The sequence below is a fragment of the Erythrobacter sp. JB1-4 genome, assembly GCF_057365025.1.
The window spans coordinates 2,499,808-2,522,720 of sequence record NZ_CP200292.1; the positions used below are offsets into that span (position 1 = coordinate 2,499,808).

The 22,913-nt window shown below is 56.5% G+C and carries 20 protein-coding genes and 1 pseudogene; 9 read left to right on the forward strand and 12 right to left on the reverse strand.

Annotated features, from left to right (window positions below):
* Positions 1 to 3: 3 nt before the first annotated feature.
* On the forward strand, positions 4 to 2,289 hold the full coding sequence (locus AC0V61_RS11555; RefSeq protein ID WP_486157676.1) for an autotransporter assembly complex protein TamA: 2,286 nt from the start codon (positions 4 to 6) through the stop codon (positions 2,287 to 2,289).
* A complete protein-coding gene (locus tag AC0V61_RS11560) occupies positions 2,289 to 6,521 on the forward strand; it encodes a translocation/assembly module TamB domain-containing protein (protein ID WP_486157678.1) in 4,233 nt (1,410 codons plus the stop codon). The genes AC0V61_RS11555 and AC0V61_RS11560 overlap by 1 nt, the downstream gene beginning before the upstream one ends.
* Here AC0V61_RS11560 and AC0V61_RS11565 read toward each other — a convergent pair.
* A complete protein-coding gene (locus tag AC0V61_RS11565) occupies positions 6,518 to 7,168 on the reverse strand; it encodes a lysozyme (RefSeq protein WP_486157680.1) in 651 nt (216 codons plus the stop codon). The genes AC0V61_RS11560 and AC0V61_RS11565 overlap by 4 nt on opposite strands.
* A 212-nt stretch (positions 7,169 to 7,380) precedes the next feature.
* Between AC0V61_RS11565 and AC0V61_RS11570 the strand changes: the two genes are divergently transcribed.
* The 4 genes from AC0V61_RS11570 (at position 7,381) to AC0V61_RS11585 (ending at position 11,485) form a co-directional block, all read left to right on the forward strand.
* The gene (locus tag AC0V61_RS11570; protein ID WP_486157682.1) at positions 7,381 to 9,636 is read left to right on the forward strand and encodes a putative bifunctional diguanylate cyclase/phosphodiesterase; all 2,256 of its coding nucleotides are present in this window, start codon (positions 7,381 to 7,383) and stop codon (positions 9,634 to 9,636) included.
* Between the two features lie 91 nt (positions 9,637 to 9,727).
* Positions 9,728 to 9,940 carry a helix-turn-helix transcriptional regulator gene (locus tag AC0V61_RS11575; protein WP_486157684.1) on the forward strand — a complete coding sequence of 71 codons (213 nt, stop codon included), beginning with the start codon at positions 9,728 to 9,730 and terminating at the stop codon, positions 9,938 to 9,940.
* Entirely contained in the window at positions 9,930 to 10,586 is a 657-nt protein-coding gene (locus AC0V61_RS11580) for a hypothetical protein (protein ID WP_486157686.1), read from the forward strand. The genes AC0V61_RS11575 and AC0V61_RS11580 overlap by 11 nt, the downstream gene beginning before the upstream one ends.
* 356 nt (positions 10,587 to 10,942) lie before the next feature.
* Positions 10,943 to 11,485 carry a DUF5655 domain-containing protein gene (locus AC0V61_RS11585; RefSeq protein WP_486157688.1) on the forward strand — a complete coding sequence of 181 codons (543 nt, stop codon included), beginning with the start codon at positions 10,943 to 10,945 and terminating at the stop codon, positions 11,483 to 11,485.
* Between the two features lie 76 nt (positions 11,486 to 11,561).
* On the opposite strand, the gene AC0V61_RS11590 is transcribed toward AC0V61_RS11585, so the two are convergent.
* The 7 genes and pseudogenes from AC0V61_RS11590 to AC0V61_RS11620 form a co-directional block, all read right to left on the reverse strand.
* Positions 11,562 to 12,185, reverse strand: coding sequence for an NADP-dependent oxidoreductase (locus AC0V61_RS11590; protein WP_486159534.1), 624 nt, complete (start codon positions 12,183 to 12,185; stop codon positions 11,562 to 11,564).
* A gap of 114 nt (positions 12,186 to 12,299) precedes the next feature.
* Positions 12,300 to 12,564: pseudogene (locus tag AC0V61_RS11595) on the reverse strand (NADP-dependent oxidoreductase); the annotation flags it as partial.
* Positions 12,565 to 12,698: 134 nt separating this feature from the next.
* On the reverse strand, positions 12,699 to 14,108 hold the full coding sequence (gene glnA, locus AC0V61_RS11600; protein WP_486157690.1) for a type I glutamate--ammonia ligase: 1,410 nt from the start codon (positions 14,106 to 14,108) through the stop codon (positions 12,699 to 12,701).
* Between the two features lie 87 nt (positions 14,109 to 14,195).
* Positions 14,196 to 14,534 (reverse strand): P-II family nitrogen regulator, encoded by a 339-nt coding sequence (locus AC0V61_RS11605; RefSeq protein ID WP_486159536.1) that lies wholly within the window; start codon positions 14,532 to 14,534, stop codon positions 14,196 to 14,198.
* Positions 14,535 to 14,755: 221 nt separating this feature from the next.
* Positions 14,756 to 15,685, reverse strand: a complete 930-nt coding sequence (argC, locus tag AC0V61_RS11610) for an N-acetyl-gamma-glutamyl-phosphate reductase (protein WP_486157692.1) — start codon at positions 15,683 to 15,685, stop codon at positions 14,756 to 14,758.
* A gap of 51 nt (positions 15,686 to 15,736) precedes the next feature.
* Positions 15,737 to 16,090, reverse strand: coding sequence for a hypothetical protein (locus tag AC0V61_RS11615; RefSeq protein WP_486157694.1), 354 nt, complete (start codon positions 16,088 to 16,090; stop codon positions 15,737 to 15,739).
* Positions 16,091 to 16,157: 67 nt separating this feature from the next.
* A complete protein-coding gene (locus tag AC0V61_RS11620; protein ID WP_486157696.1) occupies positions 16,158 to 17,543 on the reverse strand; it encodes a leucyl aminopeptidase family protein in 1,386 nt (461 codons plus the stop codon).
* Between the two features lie 80 nt (positions 17,544 to 17,623).
* Here AC0V61_RS11620 and map point away from each other — a divergent pair, with 80 nt between their 5' ends.
* The gene (map, locus tag AC0V61_RS11625; protein ID WP_486157698.1) at positions 17,624 to 18,451 is read left to right on the forward strand and encodes a type I methionyl aminopeptidase; all 828 of its coding nucleotides are present in this window, start codon (positions 17,624 to 17,626) and stop codon (positions 18,449 to 18,451) included.
* Positions 18,452 to 18,461: 10 nt separating this feature from the next.
* On the opposite strand, the gene AC0V61_RS11630 is transcribed toward map, so the two are convergent.
* From AC0V61_RS11630 to ccmA, 3 genes are read right to left on the reverse strand one after another with little or no spacing between them, the layout of a single operon-like run.
* A complete protein-coding gene (locus AC0V61_RS11630; RefSeq protein ID WP_486157700.1) occupies positions 18,462 to 19,124 on the reverse strand; it encodes a hypothetical protein in 663 nt (220 codons plus the stop codon).
* A gap of 16 nt (positions 19,125 to 19,140) precedes the next feature.
* Entirely contained in the window at positions 19,141 to 19,791 is a 651-nt protein-coding gene (locus AC0V61_RS11635; protein WP_486157702.1) for a heme exporter protein CcmB, read from the reverse strand.
* Entirely contained in the window at positions 19,788 to 20,408 is a 621-nt protein-coding gene (gene ccmA, locus AC0V61_RS11640) for a heme ABC exporter ATP-binding protein CcmA (protein ID WP_486157703.1), read from the reverse strand. The genes AC0V61_RS11635 and ccmA overlap by 4 nt, the downstream gene beginning before the upstream one ends.
* A 63-nt stretch (positions 20,409 to 20,471) precedes the next feature.
* Here ccmA and AC0V61_RS11645 point away from each other — a divergent pair, with 63 nt between their 5' ends.
* A complete protein-coding gene (locus tag AC0V61_RS11645) occupies positions 20,472 to 20,777 on the forward strand; it encodes a 4a-hydroxytetrahydrobiopterin dehydratase (protein ID WP_486157705.1) in 306 nt (101 codons plus the stop codon).
* Positions 20,777 to 21,991, forward strand: a complete 1,215-nt coding sequence (locus AC0V61_RS11650) for a hypothetical protein (protein ID WP_486157707.1) — start codon at positions 20,777 to 20,779, stop codon at positions 21,989 to 21,991. Before AC0V61_RS11645 ends, AC0V61_RS11650 begins: the two co-directional genes overlap by 1 nt.
* Positions 21,992 to 22,000: 9 nt before the next feature.
* On the opposite strand, the gene AC0V61_RS11655 is transcribed toward AC0V61_RS11650, so the two are convergent.
* A complete protein-coding gene (locus tag AC0V61_RS11655; protein WP_486157709.1) occupies positions 22,001 to 22,834 on the reverse strand; it encodes an SDR family oxidoreductase in 834 nt (277 codons plus the stop codon).
* Positions 22,835 to 22,913 lie beyond the last annotated feature (79 nt).

A 22,913-nucleotide genomic window follows, 5' to 3' on the forward strand; every position in this document is an offset into this window, starting at 1 on the left:
CTTTTGACAATTTTGGAATTAAGACTGGCCCTTAAGTGGGGTGTTGCTGCTGGATTGCTCACCGCCAGCTCCTTGGCTGCCGGGCAGGAGCGTGTGCCCGATGAACCAGTAGAGCCAGCTCAAAATAGCGCGGCTCAAAATGACGCACCTCAAAGCAACACAGCTCAAAGCGACAGTGTTTCTTCCAAAACGCTTAATGATCTTATCCCCCAAAGTGCCACTGACAATCCCGAAGAATGGGCTGCGCGCAGCGTTGAGAGCGGTGCGACGAGCGGGCCTGATAGCGAGGAATCACAAGCGCCTGACCCAGTAGGAGTGCCCGATAACGGTTTAGCACCGGGCGGATTGTTCGACCTCGAAGGCGCATTGGATGCGATGGAGATTGCCATCCCCGAGCGACTTGAGCCAGATCCTGATAGGCCATCATTTGCCGATATTGACGCGCCTACTTTGACTGAGCTGCCCGAGCTTGCCGAGTTCGATATAAGCGAGCAGCTTGTCCTTGCTTTTCCAGCCGAGACCGGCAGCTTTCCCGAAGAAGCGCAGTTCATCGCGCGTTTCCGGGCATTGTCAGCTATCGAAGCGTTGGGCAGCGGCGATGATACCGTGCCTCAGCTTGCTGCAAGAGCGCGAAGTGATGCCGAATTGCTCACCGCTATTCTACGAAATTATGGGTATTATGATGGTGAAGTAATCCGCCAGCTTTCTGGGGGAAGACGCGGATTCGCCGATGAGGCGCGCGGCGAAGCTCGCAGATCCGCGGACCGCGATCCGCAAGTGCGCTTTGATGTGCTGCCCGGGCCGCAGTATGCCTTTGGTGCCGTTGATTTGGGAGAGTTGAGCGCGCTTCCCGAGCAAGAAAAATCGCCCCTGCTTGACGCTTTTGGAATCCGCTCCGGCGACCCTCTTTATGCCGATGCCATTGTGTCTGGTGAGGCGCAATTGCGCTTGGCTTTGGGTGAAAATGGGTATCCGTTTGGCGAATTGGGTTCACCCGATTTGTTAGTCGATCATTCGCGCAATGAAGGTGATCTGACACTGCCTGTTACACCTGGGGGCAGATATGCATTCGGCAACGTCGTGAGTGATGATCCGAAGTTTCTATCCGGCCGCCACTTAGGGCGTGTTGCCCGTTTTGATCTTGGGGATATTTACCAAACCAGCATGCAAGCTGATTTGCGCCGCGCGATTTTGGCGACCGGCCTTGTGTCCTCGGTGACGATTACTCCGCGCGAGGTCGCACCGCCCCAAGGCGATGAGCCTGGGGAAGTTGCTTTGGATGTGGCGATTGAGCGCGCGCCTCTGCGGACGATCTCGGGCGCTATTGGCTTTGGGACGGAAGATGGATTTAAGCTTGAAGCAGGTTGGGAGCATCGCAATCTCCTTCCACCAGAGGGTGCGCTGCGTCTGCGCGGGATTATCGGGACAAGAGAACAACTTGCGAGTGCGACTTTTCGGCGAAGCAATTTTCGTGGTCGCGATCAGATACTGACCCTCGATGCCTTTGCGAGCGATATCGAAACCGAAGCGGTTGATGCACGCACTGTTGCCTTAAGGGGGTCTTTTGAGCGTGTGTCGAACCTGCTCTTTCAAAAGCCATTTAGCTGGCAGGTCGGCTCTGAGGTCTTGTACTCGGATGAACGAAACCGGGTCACCAACGGCATTGTACGCCCGCGTCAGGAATATTTGATCGGCGGTGTTTTTGGCCGTGCCACGATTGATGGCAGCGACGACCTTCTCGACCCGCGCACTGGTTACCGTGTGAGTTTCTTCGCCGAGCCTGAAATCTCGCGCACTTTGGGGGATGTTTCGACTTATCTTCGGGCGCGTGTCGATGCGAGCTATTACCAGCCGGTGGGTGGCACCGTGATTGCAGCGCGTGTCGCAGCCGCCTCGGTCATCGGCACGGACCTGTTTGATATCGCACCCTCACGCAGACTTTATTCTGGCGGCGGTGGTTCAGTTCGTGGATACGGCTTCCAAGCCATCGGCCCGCGCAATGCCTTTGATGAAGCGGAAGGGGGGCGCTCACTGATCGAGGCGGCGGTAGAGGCCCGAATTCCAACCGGCTTCCTAGATGGAGCGGTCGAGGTGGTTCCGTTTTTCGATCTAGGCTCAATCTCAAGCGGACAGCGGCCCGACTTCGACGCTGTACGTGCGGGGGCAGGTGTTGGTGTGCGTTATAAAACCAGCTTTGGTCCAATCCGCGTTGACGTGGGTGTCCCGCTCAATCCTACTGCTTTTGATGCTCCCGTCGTCGTTTACGTAAGCTTGGGTCAGGCATTTTGATGACGGATAAGCCAGATATCAATTCGCCAGAGCGTCAATCCAAAGGCCGAAAAAGGGTATGGGCCAAGCGATTGGGTTGGCTAATCGCGATCGTCTTGGCGCCTCTTCTATTGGCGGCAATGTTTCTGGCGACACCCATCGGCAAACGCTTTGTCGCCGATCAAATTGCGAGCGCTGCGCCTGCGTCCGGTTTGCGCTTTGAGGTGGGCCGGATTGAGGGGGATATCTACGCCAAAGCCGTGCTGAGAGATGTGGTGCTCAAAGACCCTAAGGGGCCGTTTCTAACTGTCCCTGAAGTTGAGCTCGACTGGAGGCCTCTTGCATGGTTGTGGAGCGGGCTTGATATTCGCGAGTTTTCCGCAAAGCGTGGCAAGTTGGAGCGATTGCCAGAACTGCTGCCCGGCGATCCAGACGCGCCGATCCTACCAGACTTTGATATCCGTATAGACAATTTTGAACTTGAGAATTTCGTACTTGCACAAGGGCTTGCAGGAGAACAGCCGCAGCGCGTCGACTTCTCCGCTGAGGTCGGCATCAGTCAGGGCCGCGCACTTATCGATGCGAAAGGCACATTGGGACCGGCAGATCGTATTGCTCTGTTGCTTGATGCACAGCCTGACGCGGACCGGTTTGACCTTGCATTAGACTATTCAGCCTCGGCAGACGGACCCATCGCAAAGCTCTCGGGGCTTAATTCGGCCTATGAGGCGCGTGTAAGGGGCGAGGGCACCTGGACTCGCTGGCTCGGCCATGCGCTTGTTCAGCGTGGCGACGCGCCGGGCTCAACCGTTGCTGCCCTCGAACTTAGCAATAATGCCGGTCGGTTTGATTTAAGCGGCAAACTGACCCCTGACGTCGCGCCGAATTCGACGATTGGCAGGACGCTTGCAGGCGGTGTGGCTTTGGCGATGTCCGGGACGCTCGAGGAGAGCGTGTTTGATGGCAATATCGCGGCGGTGAGCGATGCGTTGGACATGCGGGGCAAGGGCGCGATTGATCTGGGTGCCAACCGCGCCGACCGGTTTGAAGTGCGCACCGTGGTGCGCGATCCAGAATGGTTGGAGCCAGCCGTACAGCTTCGGGGCGGTGAGTTTACGGCACTATTCGATGGTCCGTTTCGGTCGCTTGAGATTGAGCACCGGTTGAATGTCGAAGCCCTTGTTATCGGTCAATCAATCACTGTCGCACGCCTCGTTCAAGCTGGCACAGCAACTTATGATGAGGGGACGCTGCGAATTCCCCTTTCAGCAGAGGCTGAGCGCGTTGTGACCGGCACATCGATGATCGATGAAAGACTTGTCGGCGGTGAGATCGAGGGCATGCTGACCATTACTGGTAGCGAGCTTGCAGCAGATAACACCTCAATATCCTTCCCTGATATTGCAGGGGATCTCACCTTGCGCGGCGACCTTTCGAGCGGGGCTTTCGCTGTTGCAGGACCGGTGAAGGCGCGAAGGCTTGAACTGGATGCGATTGGCGAGGTTACGGCGAATGCCAAGGTCCTGGCTAAATTCGGAGGCGGTGTACCATGGAGCATCCGAGCCAATTTGGCAGGGATTGCGAACGCATTCGAAAACACTTCAGTCGCAACGATTGCGGGTGAGAACGTCCGTTTTAGTGGAAGCCTTGGCCTCGGCGCACAAAGCGCGATCGTGTTTCGCAATGTCGACCTCGAAAGCGAGCGACTGAACGCACAGCTTGACAGCCGAATTGTGGGAGGTCGCTCAACGCTCGCAGGGAAGGGCAGTCACACGCAATATGGGCCCTTTGATTTTGATGTGGAATTTGCAGGGGAAGGACTTCGCGCGGATCTTATTTTGGCTAATCCTTATCCTGCTGCCGGATTGAAAGACGTGCGTCTTGGCATCGCGCCATCCGATGACGGATTTGCCATCAATGTGGCCGGTGGATCAGTGCTTGGCGCCTTCGATGGCGCGCTTGAATTGGTGCTTCCCGGGGATCGGCCCAGCCGGATTGATGTAGAGACCTTGCGCATTTTCCGCACCAATGTGAGCGGAGACCTCGTTTTGGGAGAACAGGCCGTTAGCGGAAATCTGGCGCTTAAAGGTGGGGGGATTGATGGGACAATCGCGTTTCTGCCAGCGCCCGGTGAGGGCCAAGGTTTCGAACTTGATCTGACCTCGCGCGGTGCCCGCTTTGGCGGCGAGATTCCCGTTGCGCTAGAATTCGCGGATGTAAAAGCAAGCGGCGTGTTCGGCGCAGCTTCGGGCGCCGGGGCTAGCACAATCGGGGGCAGCGTTTCTGGCACCGGCCTGCAGTATGGAAGTCTGCGGCTGCATGCGTTCAATGCCAAAGCGCAGCTTGTCGATGGCACCGGGGATATCCAAGCTTCTATAGCAGGCAGACGCGCTGATCGGTTTCAGCTTAAGCTGGATGGAGATTTCTCGCCTCGTCGCATCGCTTTAATCGCGCAAGGCGAATATGGCGGGAGGGCCATTCGAATGCCGCGCAGGGCTGTGCTGACTGCGCTTGACGATGGTGGATATGCACTTGCGCCAACGCAAATTGGTTTTGCTCGCGGTTTCACACAGCTTGAGGGTCAGATTGGCGGACCGAACACGCAGATTGACGCCCGCTTTGCCCGAATGCCCTTGCGGCTTGCCGATCTGGCAGGAGCGGATTTGGGGCTGGGGGGACTACTATCAGGTGTTGCTTCATTCACCCAAAGTGGCACCGGCGCGCCCACCGGAAATGCGCGCATCAAGATTGATGGCTTTACGCGGTCAGGGCTTGTCCTTTCATCGCGGCCTCTGGACGTGTTTGCGGTTGCCGATCTCTCCCCGCGCGAATTGGCTTTCGGGGCTCGTTTGACAGAGGGAGAACAGAAACTTGGCCGGCTCGATGCACGTGTAAGCGGGCTTGCCCAAAACTCTGGGACTGGGGCGACGCTGTCCAGTCGGATTATGCGCGGAGCATTAGAGGCCAATCTGAATTACGGCGGGTCTGCACAGGCCTTGTGGCGGCTTTTAGCGATTGAAGTGTTTGACCTGACCGGGCCTCTCAATGTTCAGGCAAAGGCCACTGGATCGCTTGAGGCCCCGCGCATCACGGGTACTGTTGCAAGCGATAACCTGCGCCTTCAAAGCGCGGTTTCAGGCACGGACATAAGCGATGTTTCTGCGCGTGGACGCTTTGCCGGTTCAAGGCTCGAATTTACGCGCATTTCAGGAAAAACAAGCGGCGGAGGGACCGTGACTGGAAGCGGGAGTGTTGATCTTGCCGCTATGAGCGGATCGCGCGGGCCGAGCATCGATATCAAGGCCTCCCTCAAGGATGCAAAGCTGTTAAATGCCAACGGTCTCGAGGCCACCTTGACCGGTCCATTGAGGATCGTCTCTGACGGCATAGGCGGAGCGATTGCGGGCAGGGTTGAGGTTGACCGGGCAAGCTGGGCATTGGGCGTTGCGGCGCAAGACATGCGCTTGCCCACTATCCCAACACGCGAGATCGGGGGTAGCGCATTGGCGGCTGCATCAAGCGCGCCTACGCAAAGCGGTAGCTGGCGGTATCTGATAGATGCTAAAGCCCCCTCGCGGGTCGCAGTCGATGGACTTGGCCTCGATAGCGAGTGGGGCATCGACATTGCCCTTCGCGGTACAGTGAACGATCCGCGTATCGGCGGCGAGGCGCGATTGGTGCGCGGCGACTATCGTTTCGCAGGCACGCGTTTTGAATTGACAGACGGTCGCATCGAGTTCGACCCCAATAGGGAGATTGATCCGCGTCTTGATATCGAGGCTCAGGCAAGCGCGAACGGAACCGATGTCACCATCGACATCACCGGCAATTCGCAGGCACCCCAGATTGCGTTTTCATCTGTGCCCGCTTTGCCTGAGGAAGAGATCCTTGCACGCCTTTTGTTTGGCGGATCGGTAACCTCGCTCTCAGCCACTGATGCAATCCAGTTGGGCGCAGCTTTGGCAGCCTTCCAAGGAGGGGGCAGTGGACTTGATCCGATAGGCACCTTGCGTCGCTCAATCGGGCTCGATCAATTGAGGATTGTTAGCGCTGATCCTGCCTTGGGCAGGGGCACTGGCGTAGCGCTGGGCAAGAATATAGGCAGGCGCATCTATGTCGAGTTAGTGACTGATGGCCAAGGCTATAGCGCAACACAGGTCGAATATCGCATCACCAGCTGGCTGGCATTATTGGGAAGCGTAACGACGATTGGCCGCGACAGCGTGCTCGCTGAAATCAGCCGTGATTACTAGCCACTTACATAAAGGTCAGCTTCCGCTTTACGCCGCCTCACAAGGCCTTTCAGGACCCGGCCACCGGCCTTGTTCCAGCGCGCAAATTCTGAGGCCGCGCCTGCGTAATCACCGGCTTTGTGTTTGCGTGTGAGAGTGGCCCGGGCGATGGCTCCAGTGTTGTAGTGAAAGCTGACCATTGCGTCGAATTGCCCCTGCGTGGTGGGCGCTTCGCCTATCGCACGGGCTACATCTTTGGAATAGGATACAAGGTCGCTGGCGAGCCGCGCATCGCACTGGGCCTGTGTCCAAACGGTACCCGGACCAATTTTCTCGCCCTCTTCTAGGCCGCGGCCGGTTGCTCCCCAGCCGATGGTCCATGGGTCTGCGCCGGTGCCAGGATCAGGATAGGCTGCAACCATACCGTCACGTCGCAGCCGAGCACATCCTTCGAAACTCTTGATAAGCGCAACACCACGCTCGCCGATGCGCGGCATTCCAGAGGCAAGCGTCCCAGGATTTGCGGAAAGGCCCTTATCAAAAAGACTGGCATCGATCGCATCGTCAAGTCGATCAACTTCTGATTGACGGAACTTTCGACCGATGAGCTGACGTACAAAGTCAAAGACCGGTTTGCGGGATACAGGACGAGCTGAAACTTCAGGCATGGCGCTTACCTCGAGTGCGAATCTGATTAACGAGGTCTACTGATTAGGCATAAATTGCCCTTGTAGGAAAATGCAAAGGGCCGAATTCCTTACAAACTCTTGCGGTGCCCCTTCGTGGAAAGCCGGGTTCGATCGTTAGCTTGATTCAACCAAGTTTCCCCTATCTGCGTTGGCGTCGCTCGAACATGTGGAAGAGGCTTTGCATCAAGGAAATGGGCTTACCTCTTGCCAAGACCGAAGAAGATCGCCTGAACTCGCTCTATGCATTGCAGCTGCTTGATACCGCGCCAGTTGAAATGTTTGACCGGATCACGAGGCTCGCTGCGTTCTTGTTTCGCAGCGAATTTGCGGTCATTTCTCTTATCGATAAAGATCGGCAGTGGTTTTTGTCACGCCATGGCTTGGAAGCTGTTCAAACTCCGCGAGAGCATGCATTTTGTGCTGTGACAATCCAACATGAATGCGGCCTCGACGTACCCGATGCTTCATTGGATGAGCGCTTCGCATACAATCCGCTCGTTACCGGATCACCGCATATCCGTTCCTATCTTGGCCGCCCGTTGCATTGTCCAGACGGTCATCTCATCGGTAGCCTTGCCGTTATAGATGCCTCTCCCAACAAGTTCGCCGGTCGCAGGCGCAAAAAGCTTGCGGTGCTTGCGAGCGTCGTTGAGGATTTGCTGCGCGCCCACAAACACACAATCGCAATGACCGATATGGCGGAGCGCGAAAAAGGGAAACATGACGCGCTTGAGAAGGCACACCGGATTTTTGTTGCAGCCGAGAAGGCGGCCAGGATCGGCTCATGGGAGATCGACCTCACCACAATGGATCTCACTTGGTCGAACGGTGTCTACGAAATGTATGGCATACCGCCTGGTACAGCAGTCACGGTTGATGATGCAATTTCAGCATATGCCAAGGGTGATCGTGATCAAGTAGCTGCCCTTGTTGATGCGGCAGTCAGCAATGGTGAGCCGTTTGAGTTTGAAGCGGAATTAGAAGAACGAAACGGAGCGGTAAGGCGTGTCCAGTCGCGTGGTGAATGTATCAAGGGGGACGAGAAAAACCCCGACCGCTTGGTGGGTGTCATCCATGATATTACAGAAAGCCACCGCGACAAGACAGCCCTTCAAAGGGCTGCAGACTATGATCGTCTGACCGATCTTCTCAATCGCAACGCTTTCGACCGCATATTGGGCGAGAAGATAAAGCAACAAAAAGAGACAGGCCTTCCGCTTGCGGTTCTCTTGCTTGATCTTGATGGCTTTAAGGCGATCAATGATACATTTGGACATCTTGTTGGGGACATGGTTCTCGAAGAGATAAGCTCGCGCCTGCGCAGCATGGTTCCAGAAGATGTTGTGATTGCGCGTTGGGGCGGGGATGAATTTGTATTCATTCCGCCCTTGGGATCAGACCAGTCTGATATCGAAGTCTTATGGGGCACCCTATCGGAAGCAGTGCACAAGCCCTTTGTAATATCAGGCCGAAAGCTTGTCATGCACGGCACAGCTGGCGCTGAAATTTGCAATGAGGTGATCGGTGGCCGAGAGATTGTGCGCCGTGCAGACCAGGCCATGTATTCAGGCAAAAAGCGCGCCTCGGGAACCTTGCGCTTTTATGATGCAGCCCATGCGCAGCAGCATACAGAAAAACTTCAAGCCGTCACCGAAGTGCGTGAGGCGATCCAAGACAAGAGGCTCTTCGCTGCCTATCAACCGATCGTTGATCTCTTGACCGAGGAGGTGGTCGGCCTTGAGGCATTGATGCGTGTTCGCACCCGAGACGGACAGGTTCTCACAGCCGGAAATCTGATGCCCGCAATTATTGACCCGCATGTCTCGCGCGAGATTGGCGGCGCTATGGTTTCGAACATCAGTGCTGAGCACAGGCCGATTTCTAAAAAAATAGAGGGCCTGCGATACATCAGCTTTAATGCCAGTGAAGCCGATTTGCTCAGCGAAAATTATGTACCCAATCTGCTGAGCAGTCTTGCAGAATCCGGTGTGGACCCTGCCGCGCTGACCCTTGAGGTCACAGAGACCATGCTGATGGTGAATGATGATGATGCTGCGCGCAGAATTCTGACGGATCTCAAAGAGGCTGGAATGCAGATTGCTCTTGATGACTTTGGGACAGGGTATTCTTCCCTCACGCATTTGCGCGACTTTCCCATTGATATCGTGAAGATAGATCGCAGTTTTGTTCGGGTAATCGGTTCTGACGCGCAGTCTCGTCTGATTGTGCAAGCTATGATTGCGATGGCCCAAAGCCTTGAAATTGAGGTCATCGCTGAGGGCATTGAGACACGCAACCAGCTCGATTTGCTTGCGTATATGGGCTGCAGATATGGGCAGGGCTACCTCCTCGGGCATCCGCAACCTATTGCTAAGCTGCACACGATCCCCACTCACCTCAACGGCGCGGCTGAGCCTACAAACACATCGCAAACCGCTTCGCACTAGCGGGCTGGATGACAAGAGCTCTTGACTGACAAGAGCTCTTTACAGTAAAGACCTCTTTACAGGCGCGGATCGCCTTAAGAGGACTTGAAGGTTGGAAAACCGTCTTAGAGATTACCGTGAGAGGCACAGCTGGAGCCAGGGCGAACTTGCGCGACGGCTGGGTGTATCGCGTCAAACGATCAACGCGGTAGAGACTGATAAATACGACCCTTCCCTTCCTCTCGCTTTGCGCATGGCAAAGCTGTTTGGCGTGAGCGTGCCTGATCTGTTTATTGATCATTGGGAGCCTAGTGATGACGACTAAAGCGCACGGCGGACACAAGAAATCAAAGTTCAAGAAGATCGTGTTGCCTGCCGCAGTCGGGGCGGTTTGCGGTTTCGTGGTCGCATTTGGAGTGTCCTGGTTCAGCGATGACATTGGTGAAACGGGCCTTTCAGGATCAGCTGAGATCGCCACGCTTATCGGGGCCCTCTATGCTATGGTGGCTGTGTTCGTCGGCTTGGGGACCTTAAGGCCGGGTGCCGGAGCGAAGCTTTTGAATGTCGAGGACGCGGACGAGCTGCGGGAACAACGCGCTTTATTACTGTCTTCAAGTTACGGCATGGGGTTATGGGGGGGCGCTCTTATTGTGTTGGCGTTGAGTGGTCCCACATCGCCAATTGCACCTGTTGTAGGTCTTACAGTTTCCGCTGTGCTCTACGCGGCTGGTCTTTACTTTGCCATCCGCTCTTATGCGCATTCCGATGAGTTGATGACAGCGGTCAACCGGGAAGCGGCAGTGTGGTCTTATGGGCTTGCATTTGCCTTGCTGGGCGGGTGGAGCGCTATTGCTCATACCGGCTATCTTACCGGCCCTTCGCCGTTGGATGTGTTGAGCGCATTTTACGCGGTTGTCTTGATCGCAACATTTATTGCAGCAGGTCGCCGCGGCATGTTGAACGTTCGGTAAGCTGATGAGGGCCCATCTGGAGTACCTGCCAAGGGTCATTATTTCTTTGATCTGTCCAATATGGATGCAAGAACGCCGGGTTTGCATCCAAGTACAGATCAAGGGGGAACCAACGCGTTTGGCACACTTGGCACACTGTTCAGGGACGGAAACTTGCTCGATTACCGGCTCGCTTTTTCGATCGTTAAAAGCGATCACAAAGCGTTGAGCAAATTTGGCCATCCAAGCCTCTTAGCGTCGTCGATCCTCGTAGGAAAATGGAGCAGTCTAAGTCCGCCTTCGATGACTGATCAATCCCTAACGGCTTGCAAGTTCACGCTGCTCGTTTAGCCTCGTGCCCTTGAGGGAGGTGCACAATGACGAGTGTGGACAAGCAACTGGAAACAATGCTGGCCAATTTGCCTGAAAAGACGGGTAAGCCGCTTGGCGATTGGTTGAAGCTCGTTTCGAAAGAGGGGCTTGAGAAGCATGGTCAGATCGTCAAATTCCTAAAAGGAGACCACGGCGTCACCCATGGATTTGCCAATTTGATCGCCGCAAAGGCGCTTGAGAGCGATCAGCCGCAAGACCTCGTTGCCGAGCAATATTCGGGTGCGAAGGCGGACCTTAAGCCCATCCACGATGCTTTGATTGATTATGCGAAGGCCCTTGGGGATGACGTTGAGATATCGCCAAAGAAAACTAGCGTTAGCCTTCGGCGCAAGAAGCAGTTTGCGCTAATCACACCGGCGACAAAGACGCGCATTGATCTAGGACTTGCGCTAAAAGGCGACGATGCGGCTGGCAGGCTCGAGACGTACAACGCGATGTGCTCGCACCGCGTCAGGTTGGAGCAAGTTGGTGATATTGATGATGAAGTGCGCAGCTGGATCGCAGAGGCATATGCACGCGCCGGCTAGTGCCTTAACGGCGTAGACGAAGGTCTCCCAGCTTCGCGGATAACCGCTGACCCGTAAGGCAGATCGCCGTTTGAATTTAGACCTCAATCATCAGCTTGCCGGTGTTTCGACCATCAAACAGCATGCGCAGCGCCTCGGGGAAGTTCTCAAGCCCCGCGACCACATGCTCGTCTAGGATCAGCCTGCCCTCGTTAAACCAGCCCGCCATTTCAGCAATCGCATCGGCATAACGATCCGCATAGTCGAGAACGACAAAGCCCTCCATCCGCGCTCGCTTCACCAGCAATTGCATGTAGTTTCGCGGTCCGACCATGCCATCTGCGCTCATTTCATTGTACTGGCTGATCGCGCCGCAAAGGACGACGCGCCCATGCATCGCAATGTTCATGAGCGCTGCTTCAAGCGTTTCGCTGCCGACATTGTCGAAATAGACATCCACGCCTTTTGGGCAATGCGCTCGGATTGCTTTTGCGACGTTTTCGCTCTTGTAATCGATGCAGGCGTCAAAACCGTATCTTTCAACCACGGTCGCGCATTTGTCGGGACCGCCAGCAACGCCAACGACGCGGCACCCTTTGATCTTCGCGATCTGGCCGACCACGCTGCCCACAGCGCCCGCCGCGCCGGACACAAGAACGGTCTCGCCTTCTTTGAGTGCGCCCACATCGAGCAAACCGAAATAGGCGGTCATGCCCGGCATCCCTAGACCAGCCAAGAATTTGCGCGCCGGCGCGAGGTCTGGTTGGGCGATTGTGAAGCCGTCTGGCGGGCCGACATAGTGCGATTGAACCCCTGTCAAACCGCGTACAATGTCGCCCACTGTGAAGTGATCGTTCCGGCTGGCAGTTACGGTGCCAAGGCCGCCTGCGCGCATAACCGCGCCGATTTGCACGGGGGAGGTATGAGGGGGTGTCCACAATCCAGCCGCGCATTGCCGGATCAACCGACACGTACTGCACCTCAATTGCGATTTCGCCATCGCCAATCTGACCGGGAGCATCATAAGTGGTCTCCCAGACATCGTCTTGTGGCACACCGTCTGCGCGCTTCTTGAGCCTGATCTGTGTGGCTTTGGTCATGGCACTCTCCCCGTTAGACGGACGTTACTTTCGGCAAGCGAGTGTGTCGATACAATTGGTAACGCTTGAAGCTCCAACAAAAAAACCGCCCGGTTTCCCGAGCGGCTTTTTGTATCAGTAAACTGCCGAAGCGTTTACGAGCTGTAGTACATGTCGAACTCAACCGGGCATGGGGTGGTTTCCATGCGCATGACTTCTTCCCACTTAAGCTCGGTGTAGGCTTCGATCTGGTCTTTCGAGAAGACGTCGCCTTTCAAGAGGAAGTCGTGATCGGCTTCCAGAGCCTCAAGCGCTTCACGAAGCGAACCGCAAACCGTTGGAACTTGCGCAAGCTCAGCAGGTGGTAGGTCGTAAAGGTTCTTGTCCATGGCATCGCCAGGGTGGATCTTGTTTTCGATCCCGTCGAGGCCAGCCATCAGCAAAGCTGAGAAGGCAAGGTATGGGTTTGCAAGAGCATCCGGGAAACGGAACTCAACGCGCTTGGCTTTCTCACCAGCACCGTAAGGAATACGGCAAGAGGCTGAACGGTTACGCGCCGAGTAAGCGAGAAGCACAGGAGCCTCAAAACCCGGGACCAGACGCTTGTAGCTGTTGGTCGTTGGGTTGGTGAAAGCGTTCAGAGCTTTCGCGTGCTTGATCACACCGCCGATGTAGTAAAGGCAGGTTTCTGAAAGGCCTGCATACTCATCGCCAGCAAATGTTGGCTTGCCGTCTTTCCAGATCGACATGTGGCTGTGCATGCCTGAGCCGTTATCGTCTTTGATCGGCTTTGGCATGAAGGTCGCAGTTTTGCCGTAAGCGTGCGCGACTTGCTGGGTCACATATTTGTACACCTGCACGTGGTCAGCTGATTTGGTCAGCGTCTCATAAGTGATGCCAAGCTCGTGCTGAGCGGCAGCCACTTCGTGGTGGTGCTTGTCCATGGAAAGGCCGATTTCCTGCATGGTCGAAACCATTTCAGCGCGAATGTCCATGGCGCTGTCGACAGGAGCCACTGGGAAGTAACCGCCTGTTGCGCGTGGGCGGTGGCCCATATTGCCCATGTCGTATTCTTTGCCGGTGTTGGTTGGCAGCTCAACGTCGTCGATCGCAAAGCCTGAACCCGCATAGCCGTCTTCAAAACGCACATCGTCGAACATGAAGAACTCAGGCTCTGGACCGACATAGATGGTGTCACCGATGCCGGTTGATTTGAGGTAAGCTTCAGCGCGCGTCGCGGTTGAGCGCGGGTCGCGGTTGTAGAGCTGACCATCGTTAGGCTCGATGATGTTGCAGAAGATGCTGATCATCGGGGTCGCGCTGAACGGGTCAACATAGACCGCGTCGAGATCGGGCTTGAGGATCATGTCGGACTCGTTGATGTCCTTCCAACCTGCGATGGAGGAGCCATCGAACATCAGGCCATCTTCAAGCGCATCTTCGTCCATGACAACTGCCGACATGGAGAGGTGCTGCCACTTACCCTTTGGATCGGTGAAGCGAAGATCAACCCACTCGATCTCCTCGTCTTTGATACGTTGTACGATGTCTTTAGCGCTCGCCATTTTCGCATACTCCAGCTTGTGTAGTTATTGTTGTGAGAGGTGCGCCGTCCCCCTGTGGCGTTAGGCGCAGGTGATTTGGGTTAGTCCTTAAATCGCGTCATCATTGGTCTCGCCAGTGCGGATGCGCAGGGCGGTCGCGATATCGCTGACGAAAATTTTGCCATCGCCGATCCTGCCCGTTTGTGCAGCCGCTGCAACAGCCTCAACCACGCGCTCTGCCTGATCATCCGGCACAACGACTTCGAGTTTCACTTTAGGAAGGAAATCGACGACATATTCCGCGCCGCGGTAAAGCTCTGTGTGACCCTTTTGGCGGCCAAACCCGCGCGCCTCGGTGACGGTGATGCCGGACACGCCAATTTCATGGAGCGCCTCTTTCACTTCATCGAGTTTAAAGGGTTTAATGATCGCTTCGATCTTTTTCACGTAAGAAGTTCCGTTCCCGCTAACCGGTGTGCTTACCCACACATGATCAAGAATCATGCCAAGGTCTTATCACACTTCGGTAGCCGATCCTGAGCCTCGCGCAAGGATCATTCCGTAGGGGCGCGTTAAACGTAGTTATTTATCACCATGCGGTGATTGTGCCTAAGGGAAGGGCGGCGCTGCCTATTAAATGGGCAGTTGCGCTAAGCAGAGCTACCTAATCAGAGACGGAGGCCCGTCGTTTCCTCGATCCCGCACATGATGTTGAGATTTTGGATTGCGGCTCCGCTAGCGCCTTTGCCAAGGTTGTCTAGGCGGGCGATGAGGCGGGCTTGGTCGCCATTTTTGTCGCACGCTACGAGCAGCTCCATTCCGTCCCAAGCTTCTGCTCGGTTCGATAGAAGAAGCTCGCTTGTCATAGGGTCGCCGGTGTTGACTTTTACGACCGGGCTTGCGGCATATGCGTCAATCAACGTGCCTTCAAAGAAGAACGACGAGGCAACGCCTGGAATATGAGTTGCTGGAATCGGCACATCGACGATCATACCACGATGAGCTGGCACAACCGATGGCGAGAATACAGGGTCAGTATGGAGGCCAGCGTACTCTTTCATCTCAGGCAAATGCTTATGAGTCAGTGTGAGACCATATGTGCGAAATGCAATTTCTGGATTGGCTTCGAACCGGTCGATTAGCGCGTTGCCACCGCCCGAATATCCGCTCACTGCGTTGACCGTGTAAGGCCAGTCGCCTGGCAGCATTTGCGCTCGCACCAGAGGCGCAACCAGCGCCAAAAACCCAGTCGGATAGCACCCCGGATTGCTAACAAATCGAGCCTCTGCAATCTTCTCATGTCCAATCAGTTCAGGAAACCCATAGGTCCACCCATCCGCCACCCGGTGCGCCGAGGACGCATCAATGATCCGTGTGTTTGAACCTTCCGCCAGCTTCACAGCTTCCCGTGCAGCGTCATCGGGCAGGCACAAGATCGCCACATCGGCCTCATGCAGAGCCTCGCGGCGAGCAGACACATCCTTGCGGGCGCCATCGTCCAAGACGATCAGCTCAAACTCTTCGCGTCCTTCCAGCCGATCGCGGATTTCAAGGCCGGTGGTACCGGCGGCTCCATCGATGAAAATACGGTGTGTCATAGCGGCCAAGCGCCTAGGCCTGTTACGGCAGACGCGCAATGGGTAGTTGGGTTAGCTGGCAGTGAGAGCGCTTGCGTTCATATAGCCGCTTGGCCCTTCAGGCCCAAGGCATCCCCAAATCCAATCGCCCGATACGTCTATCACTTCGACCTTAGTGCCAGCCTCGAAGCGGGTCAAAATGGGGCTGTCGTCGCGCGTGGTTTCCATCACATCAACGCCATTTGCGCCAACGGTCCAAATATGCGGAATGACGTAGTGAGCCGCCAAATGCGTGCCTGCCAGAGCGATATGTGCAAGGTCTCCGCGCAGGGGCAAAGTACCGGGCACAGGCTTTTCAACCGGGCCTTTTAAGCCCAAGTCGCCGCTTGGCACCGCATACTCACCTTGGCGGGTTTGGACGCTCATTCACATTCGCTCTCTTCGAAGCCCCGTTGTCGCTCGCGCTTAGCTACACAGACGCATGGGAGCAAGTTTAGCTCCCAAAGCGCTCTTTGAGCATGTGCCATGAGGCTCGTAGGCCATAGGCGGTGCCGCCTTTGGAGCGGCCCGGTTTGGGGAAGGGGCGCCATGCAAAGGTGTCAAAGTGCACCCAGTCCAGACCCTCTTCAACGAAGCGATCTAGGAACAGCCCTGCAACGCTAGCTCCCGCGTATGGGTTGGAATGCGCGTTCACCAAGTCGGCAATGTCGGAGTTGAGATACTCGCGATAAGCGTCAGGAAGCGGCAATCGCCATGGTTCGTCATCCACCTCGCGGCCTGCCTTGATCAGAGCATCGGCGGTTTCATCCCGGCGCGCCATCATCGCGGCATAGTCCGGACCAAGTGCGACACGCGCGGCTCCTGTGAGGGTTGCGAAGTCGATCACAAGCTCCGGCTTTTCTTCGGAAGCCCGCGTCAAAGTATCGCCAAGGATCAAGCGTCCTTCAGCATCGGTGTTGTGAATCTCAACCGTAAGCCCCTTGCGGCTGGGCAGCACATCGCCGGGGCGGAAAGCAGGACCGGAAATCGCATTCTCAACCGCAGGCACAAGCAGGTGGAGCCGCACGTTGAGGCCAGCACCCATCACAAGGCCCGCCAGAGCGATTGCATGCGCCGCGCCGCCCATGTCTTTTTTCATGAGGCGCATGCCCGCCGCCGGTTTGATATCGAGGCCGCCTGAATCGAAGCACACACCCTTGCCGATAATCGCCAGAACGGGCGCATCTTTGGGGCCCCATTCGAGGTGCATAATGCGCGGGTCGTGTTTGCGCGCGGCTGCTCGTCCCACGGCGTGCACCATGGGATAGCCTTGCTCGAGCTCGTCGCCGCGCGTCACTTTGAGGTCCGCGCCATGCTCTTTAGCGAGTTTCTTTATCTCGGCCTCAAGCGCGGCGGGGCCCATGTCCTCGGCAGGCGTATTCACCAGATCGCGCACCAGCATTTCAGCGGCGGCCTCCGCGATGTATCCGGGGAGACGCCCCACTTGCTCGGTCAGCAAAACGCGTGGACCGACAGCGTTCTCATCAGCCTTGTAGCGGGTGAAACTGTAGTGCGCAGTCAGCCACCCAAAGGCCGCTGCGCCCGGTTGTGCATCGACAAGACGGTACGTTCCTTCCGGCAGCTTGGTCGCCAAAGCGGCAAGGCAATAGCTGCCAAGGTTGTGCGTTTCAGCAACCCCGCCCACTGCGAAGAAGCCATCACCATCGGGCACAATCCCGACGCTTCCAGCAGCGCCTTCAAACTTTTGCCCTGCAAGGCTTGCCCGCTGGCCTGTGGTGAGGCTTTTTGCGAAATCATCGAAGCCCGCTTTAGTGGTGAGGTGGATCGCGGTCGCATCTTGCCCACGGTCGGGCTGGATCAGGTCATTGATGTCAGTCATGAATTCCTAATGGTAAGCGGATCGCCAATTGTCACGCGCTTTTGCTCGCAATTGCGTAAGGCGCACGCTATATTGTCACCATGACCGAATACCAACTCGTCGAGAGCAACGACACCGTCTACCGCGACGGTTCAATCAAACTTCATACCGAGGAAGGCTTTGAGGGCATGCGCGCCGCCGGCCGTTTAGCTGCGAGTATCCTTGATGAAGTCGCCAATATGGTGGAGCCGGGGATCACTACGGCAGCCATCGATGACAAGGTGCGCGAGATGACCCTCGATGGCGGCGCTGTTCCTGCAACGCTGGGCTATCGCGGATATACGCATTCGTGCTGTATCTCGATCAACCATGTGATCTGTCACGGTATTCCGGGGCCCAAAGTCCTCAAAGAAGGCGATATTCTGAACGTCGACGTGACGCCGCTGCTCGATGGCTGGCATGGCGACACGAGCCGCATGTTCTTTGCAGGCGAACCGTCGATCAAGGCAAAGCGGTTGGTCGATGTGACTTATGAGTGCCTGATGCTTGGCATTGAGGCTGCACAACCCGGCGCAAGGCTTGGCGATATTGGCGCGGCGATTGAGGCCCATGCCAAACAGTTCCGCTACGGTGTGGTGCGCGAGTTTTGTGGGCATGGTCTTGGCCGCCTGTTCCACGATGCGCCTGAAGTGATCCACGCAGCCAAAGCGGGCACGGGCCCTGAGCTGAAACCGGGCATGTTTTTCACGATCGAGCCGATGATCAACCTTGGCAAACCTTGGGCAAAGGTTCTTGGCGATGGCTGGACGGCTGTAACGCGCGACAAGAGCCTTTCCGCGCAGTTTGAGCACTCGATTGCGATCACCGAGGACGGGAACGAGATCTTTACGAAGAGCCAGACAGGCCGCGATCAGCCGCCTTATTCTTGAGCACCCTTGCTCACAGGATCAGCGGGATAAGGCTCGCCACCATCACTGCGATAACCGCTACCGAAAAGCCGAGCATCACAAGGGTTGGCTTCGTCACACGTCCTTGCGTTTTCCACTCAAAGCCCAGTGCAAGCGCGACCGTGATCGGCACCTGCACCGCGATTGCTAGCGGGTCTGGCAGTTCCAGGACTTGAACCACGCGAGCATAGGCCGGTGTCATAAAAGCGAGCGTTCCCACCAGCATCGCCATCCTATGCTCTGCGATCCGCTTCTGGCTCGCAAAGCGCAGAGCAGCGATGTAGAGCGGGAGGAAGGTTACAAAGGCGGCGATGTTGACGATTGTCACCTCAACGCGGCCCAATTCCTCGCCGATATTGACCGCCAGCACCAGGCCAGAGACGGTCATCACGCCGACCAACGCAAGGGACGATTTGCCCAGCGCTGTATGCAGGCGACGGCGCCCATTTGCTGCCAGCCATGGTTGGAAGCTGAGAAGCGCCAGCCACGCGAGCATCGAGACGCCGTGAATGATCACTAGCGGGGTGTAGCGGGCCTGAACTTCGGTGTGCACGGCGGCTTTGAGCGCAAAGGCAAAGATGCTGAAGAGCAAAAGCCCGAATGCAATGCGGGCGAGCAATAGGCTTGCTTGTTTGTCGGTAACCGGCGGTATCATGGCGTTCGAGCTACGGTTAAACTTCGCGTGCGGCTTTAATCGCTGCGCCTGCTGCAAACGGTGCCATTGCGACTAGACCCAAACTTATCGCCGCCACAAAGCCCAAACTCGCGCCGTCTTGCCTTGCTAAAGCGCCTGCTCCGAAGATCAGGATTGGGAGTGCGAGCGGCACCAACAACAGCCCTGATAGCGCCGCGCCCGCCCGAAGGCCTGCGGTAAGCGCTGCTATCATTAGGCCTATCGCTGCCAAGCCAGGTGTGCCCGCTAAAAGGCCGAGCAAAAGCAAATGCAGTGTCGGCCCATCAATCGCGAGAAGTGCCGCCGCAGGGAAAGTCGCCAAGATCAGTGGCGGGCCAAAGCTCAACCAGTGGGCCACCAAACGCACCGCCATCATCATCTCCTCGGTCAGTCCGCGAAGGCGCAATTGGTCGAAGAAACCCAGCTCAATATCGCTCGCGACCAGTTTCTCCAGCGGCAGGATCGCGGCAAGCAAAGCCGCGATCCAAACCACCCCGCCGCCTGTGCGCGAAAGGATATTGGCGTCTGGCCCCACCGCAAACGGATAGAGCATGGCCACCGCGATGAAGAACATAACAGGCAGGCTCGCCCCGCCTCCTGCGAAGGGGAAAAATTTCGCTAGATCGCGCTTGAGGAGCGAGCCGATCATTCCTCGTCCTCTTCCACGAAGTTTGGCGAATAGTCACCAAGCTCAAGCGACTTCAGACCTGCAATATCGAGCCTTTGGTGCGAGGCAATCAGCGCCAAGCCGCCCGCCTGCACATGGGCTTCAATCAACCGCGTGACGGTCTCAATCGCCGCCACATCAAGTCCCGAAAGCGGCTCATCCAAGAGCCATATAGGCACACCTCTGCCCATCAATGCGGCAAGCCCTGCGCGCTTTCGTTGGCCCGTTGAGAGGTACCGGACTGGCACTTCAAGCAGGCCGCGCAGTCCCAGTGAATCTTGCGCCTTTTCAGGCTCCAAACACCCATCGATCCGCTGCCAAAAACCAAGCGCTTTGCCCAGGGGTTGATCAAGGTCTAGGGCAGGCCGCTCATCCAGAAGACCCAGTTCGCCAGTACGCTCAACCTCGCCCGCGAAAGGCGTGGTCAGCCCTGACAAGCACCGCATTAGAGTGGTCTTACCTGTACCATTCGCGCCAGTGATATGCAGCGCCTCTCCCACGCAAAGCTCGAAGCTCAATTTGCGAAACAACAACCGGTCACCGCGGCGGCACGCCAAGTTAGAGGCGGCCAAAGAAGGAGTGGGTGGTTGCGCTTGCATCGCGGGCAGCGTTAGGCAAAAGCTGCGAGACCCACAACCATCTAAGACAAAGGCTTTTAGCTCATGGCTCATGTTCCCGAACTCGATGCGGACGAAGTGAAGCAATTGCTTGCTGACCATCCGGAATGGGATTTGGCGCGCGAGGGTAAGGCGATTACGCGCACGTTTCAGTTTGGCGATTTTAATGAGGCGTGGGGTTTTATGAACCGCGTGGCCCTGATCGCGGAAAGCCATGATCACCACCCGGAATGGTTCAACGTCTATGCCAAGGTGGAGATTACCCTGACGACGCATGATGCTGGTACCAACGGTGGAGGTCTTTCGATCCGCGATTCCAAGATGGCGCATGCGATTGATAGGTTGGTGTGATGCGCGTTCTGGCGGGCTTCCTCGCATTGCTTGCGGTATCATGTGATGCCCCCGTAGATGTTGCGGCCGCGCCCCAAGGGCAGTCTCCAACTTTGGAAGGCGCTGCTGCCTCTGACCATTCTGGGTCAAGCGAGGAACTGCGCGAGGGGAAAATTTGGAAAGGTGCCATCGGAGACCTGCCGATAACCGCTTGTTTCTACGACAAGGCGAGCAATGAGGGCGCGTATTACTACGATAAGAACCTCATCCCTCTGCGCCTTGTTGAAACTGACGAGAATGCTCCAAGCACCTTGAGTGAAGTCGAGGGCTTCAGCACGCAAAACGGCGCGACTTGGACAGTGGACCGCAAGAGTGATGAGGTTCTTGCCGGGACATGGCGCAAAGGCGCTAAGGAGCTCGAAATCAAGCTCACTGCATCGCCAGTACAACTCACCGAATATGGCGATGGCTGCGAAAGCGCCGAGTTTGTCGAGCCTCTGCTGAAAGGCGGGGGCGTCAAAAAGAGCAGGGCCAATTTCGAGAACGTCACCTACACCAAGCTCAAATACACCGGCCCCAAGCGCCCCGGCGTTGATGATTACACATTTTTCTCGCTTGAGATTGACAATGAGCGACCGGGTGATGAAGCCATCAACAAAACACTTGCGGCAAGAATGCCTGACGGTTCTGAAACAGACTCCATGTTGGCTTGCGTTGGCATGAGCATACAAACCGGCCAGCTCGGCTATTGGGATGAGACTGCTCAGCCAACGGTGTTCACTCCAGATTGGCTAGGCATTTCTCAGTCTGGCAGCCAATTCTGCGGCGGCGCGCATCCCAATCACTTTTTGTGGCTCGCTGTTTATGATCGGCGCAGCGGAGGAGAAGTAGACCCTTCGACTTGGTTCAAAGAGGGCGCACTTACGTTCTACGATTTTGAGGACGCACTCGGCGACGTCGAAAAACGCCCCGTCGAAAGCACCTCCGACAAGCTCCTCGATGCCATCATCGCGAATTGGCCGGATGATCCAGACCTGGGCGAAGAGGCAGAATGCAAAGATCGCGAATTCCTTCGCTCTGGTTGGCAATTGGGCTTATCGCGCAAGGGCGTCATCTTCGTGCACGAATTCCCGCATGTGGTTTTCCCCTGCACAGCGGAGGTGATTGTGCCTTGGGATGAGCTTGAGCCCTTTCTCTCGGAAAAAGGCCTCAAAGTTCGCGACAGCTTGCAATAACTTTAGCGCTTAGTTCCCGCCTAGAAGACTACCCGCTTTGCGCTGTTCCTTGCGGACCTTGCCTGGCATCCAGCGCTTGGCGAAGTTGATGCGCTTGGCGGTTTTTCCGACCACATAATGCAGATCATCGCCGTGCACCGCATTCCATACGGTCGCGGCAACTTCATCAACCGGTGTGATCTCAAGCCCCGCTTCTTTGACGCGCACACGGATCTGCTCATTCTCGCCCCGGTGGCCGGTGCCATCGAGCAAAGGCGTTTCAATGAAACTGGGGCAGATGGAGGAGACCTTGATCCCTTCTGCCGCCCATTCAGCATCCAGGCTTTCAGCGATACCGCGAACGGCGAATTTGGTGGCAGAATAGACGCTCATGCCAGAGCCGCCTGTGATGCCAGCAGCGCTTGCGGTGTTGACTAGAGCTGAGCCAGGACCGGCAGCCTTGAGATAGGGATATGCGGCTTGCGCTCCGTAAAGGACACCGCGAAGGTTGATGTCGAGGCAGGCGTCGATCTCATCCTTGCCAAGTTCCGCAATAGCGCCGCCAGTGCCAATTCCGGCATTGTTGAACATCACATCAATGCGCCCGCCCGCAGCCTTAGCCGCCGCGCTAAGTGCCAAATCCCAAGCATCGCGGTCGCGCACATCGAGAGGGTGGGAAAACTTGGCTTTGCTGCCGATAAGCCCAAGCGTTTCCTCAAGGCCCGCCGCATTCACATCGGTGACCGTCACGAACCAACCCCGATCAGCGAAAAAGATCGCGACCGCGCGGCCAATACCAGACGCGCCGCCGGTTATGAAAATATGGCGTTCTGCGCCTGATCCCACTGATGCACCCGAACTCATTTGTGTCTCTCTCCCAAAAACTCGCTGCATGCGTTAGCCCGCACAGGGCCATTTGTCAGCAATGGGGGAGAGGCTTCTC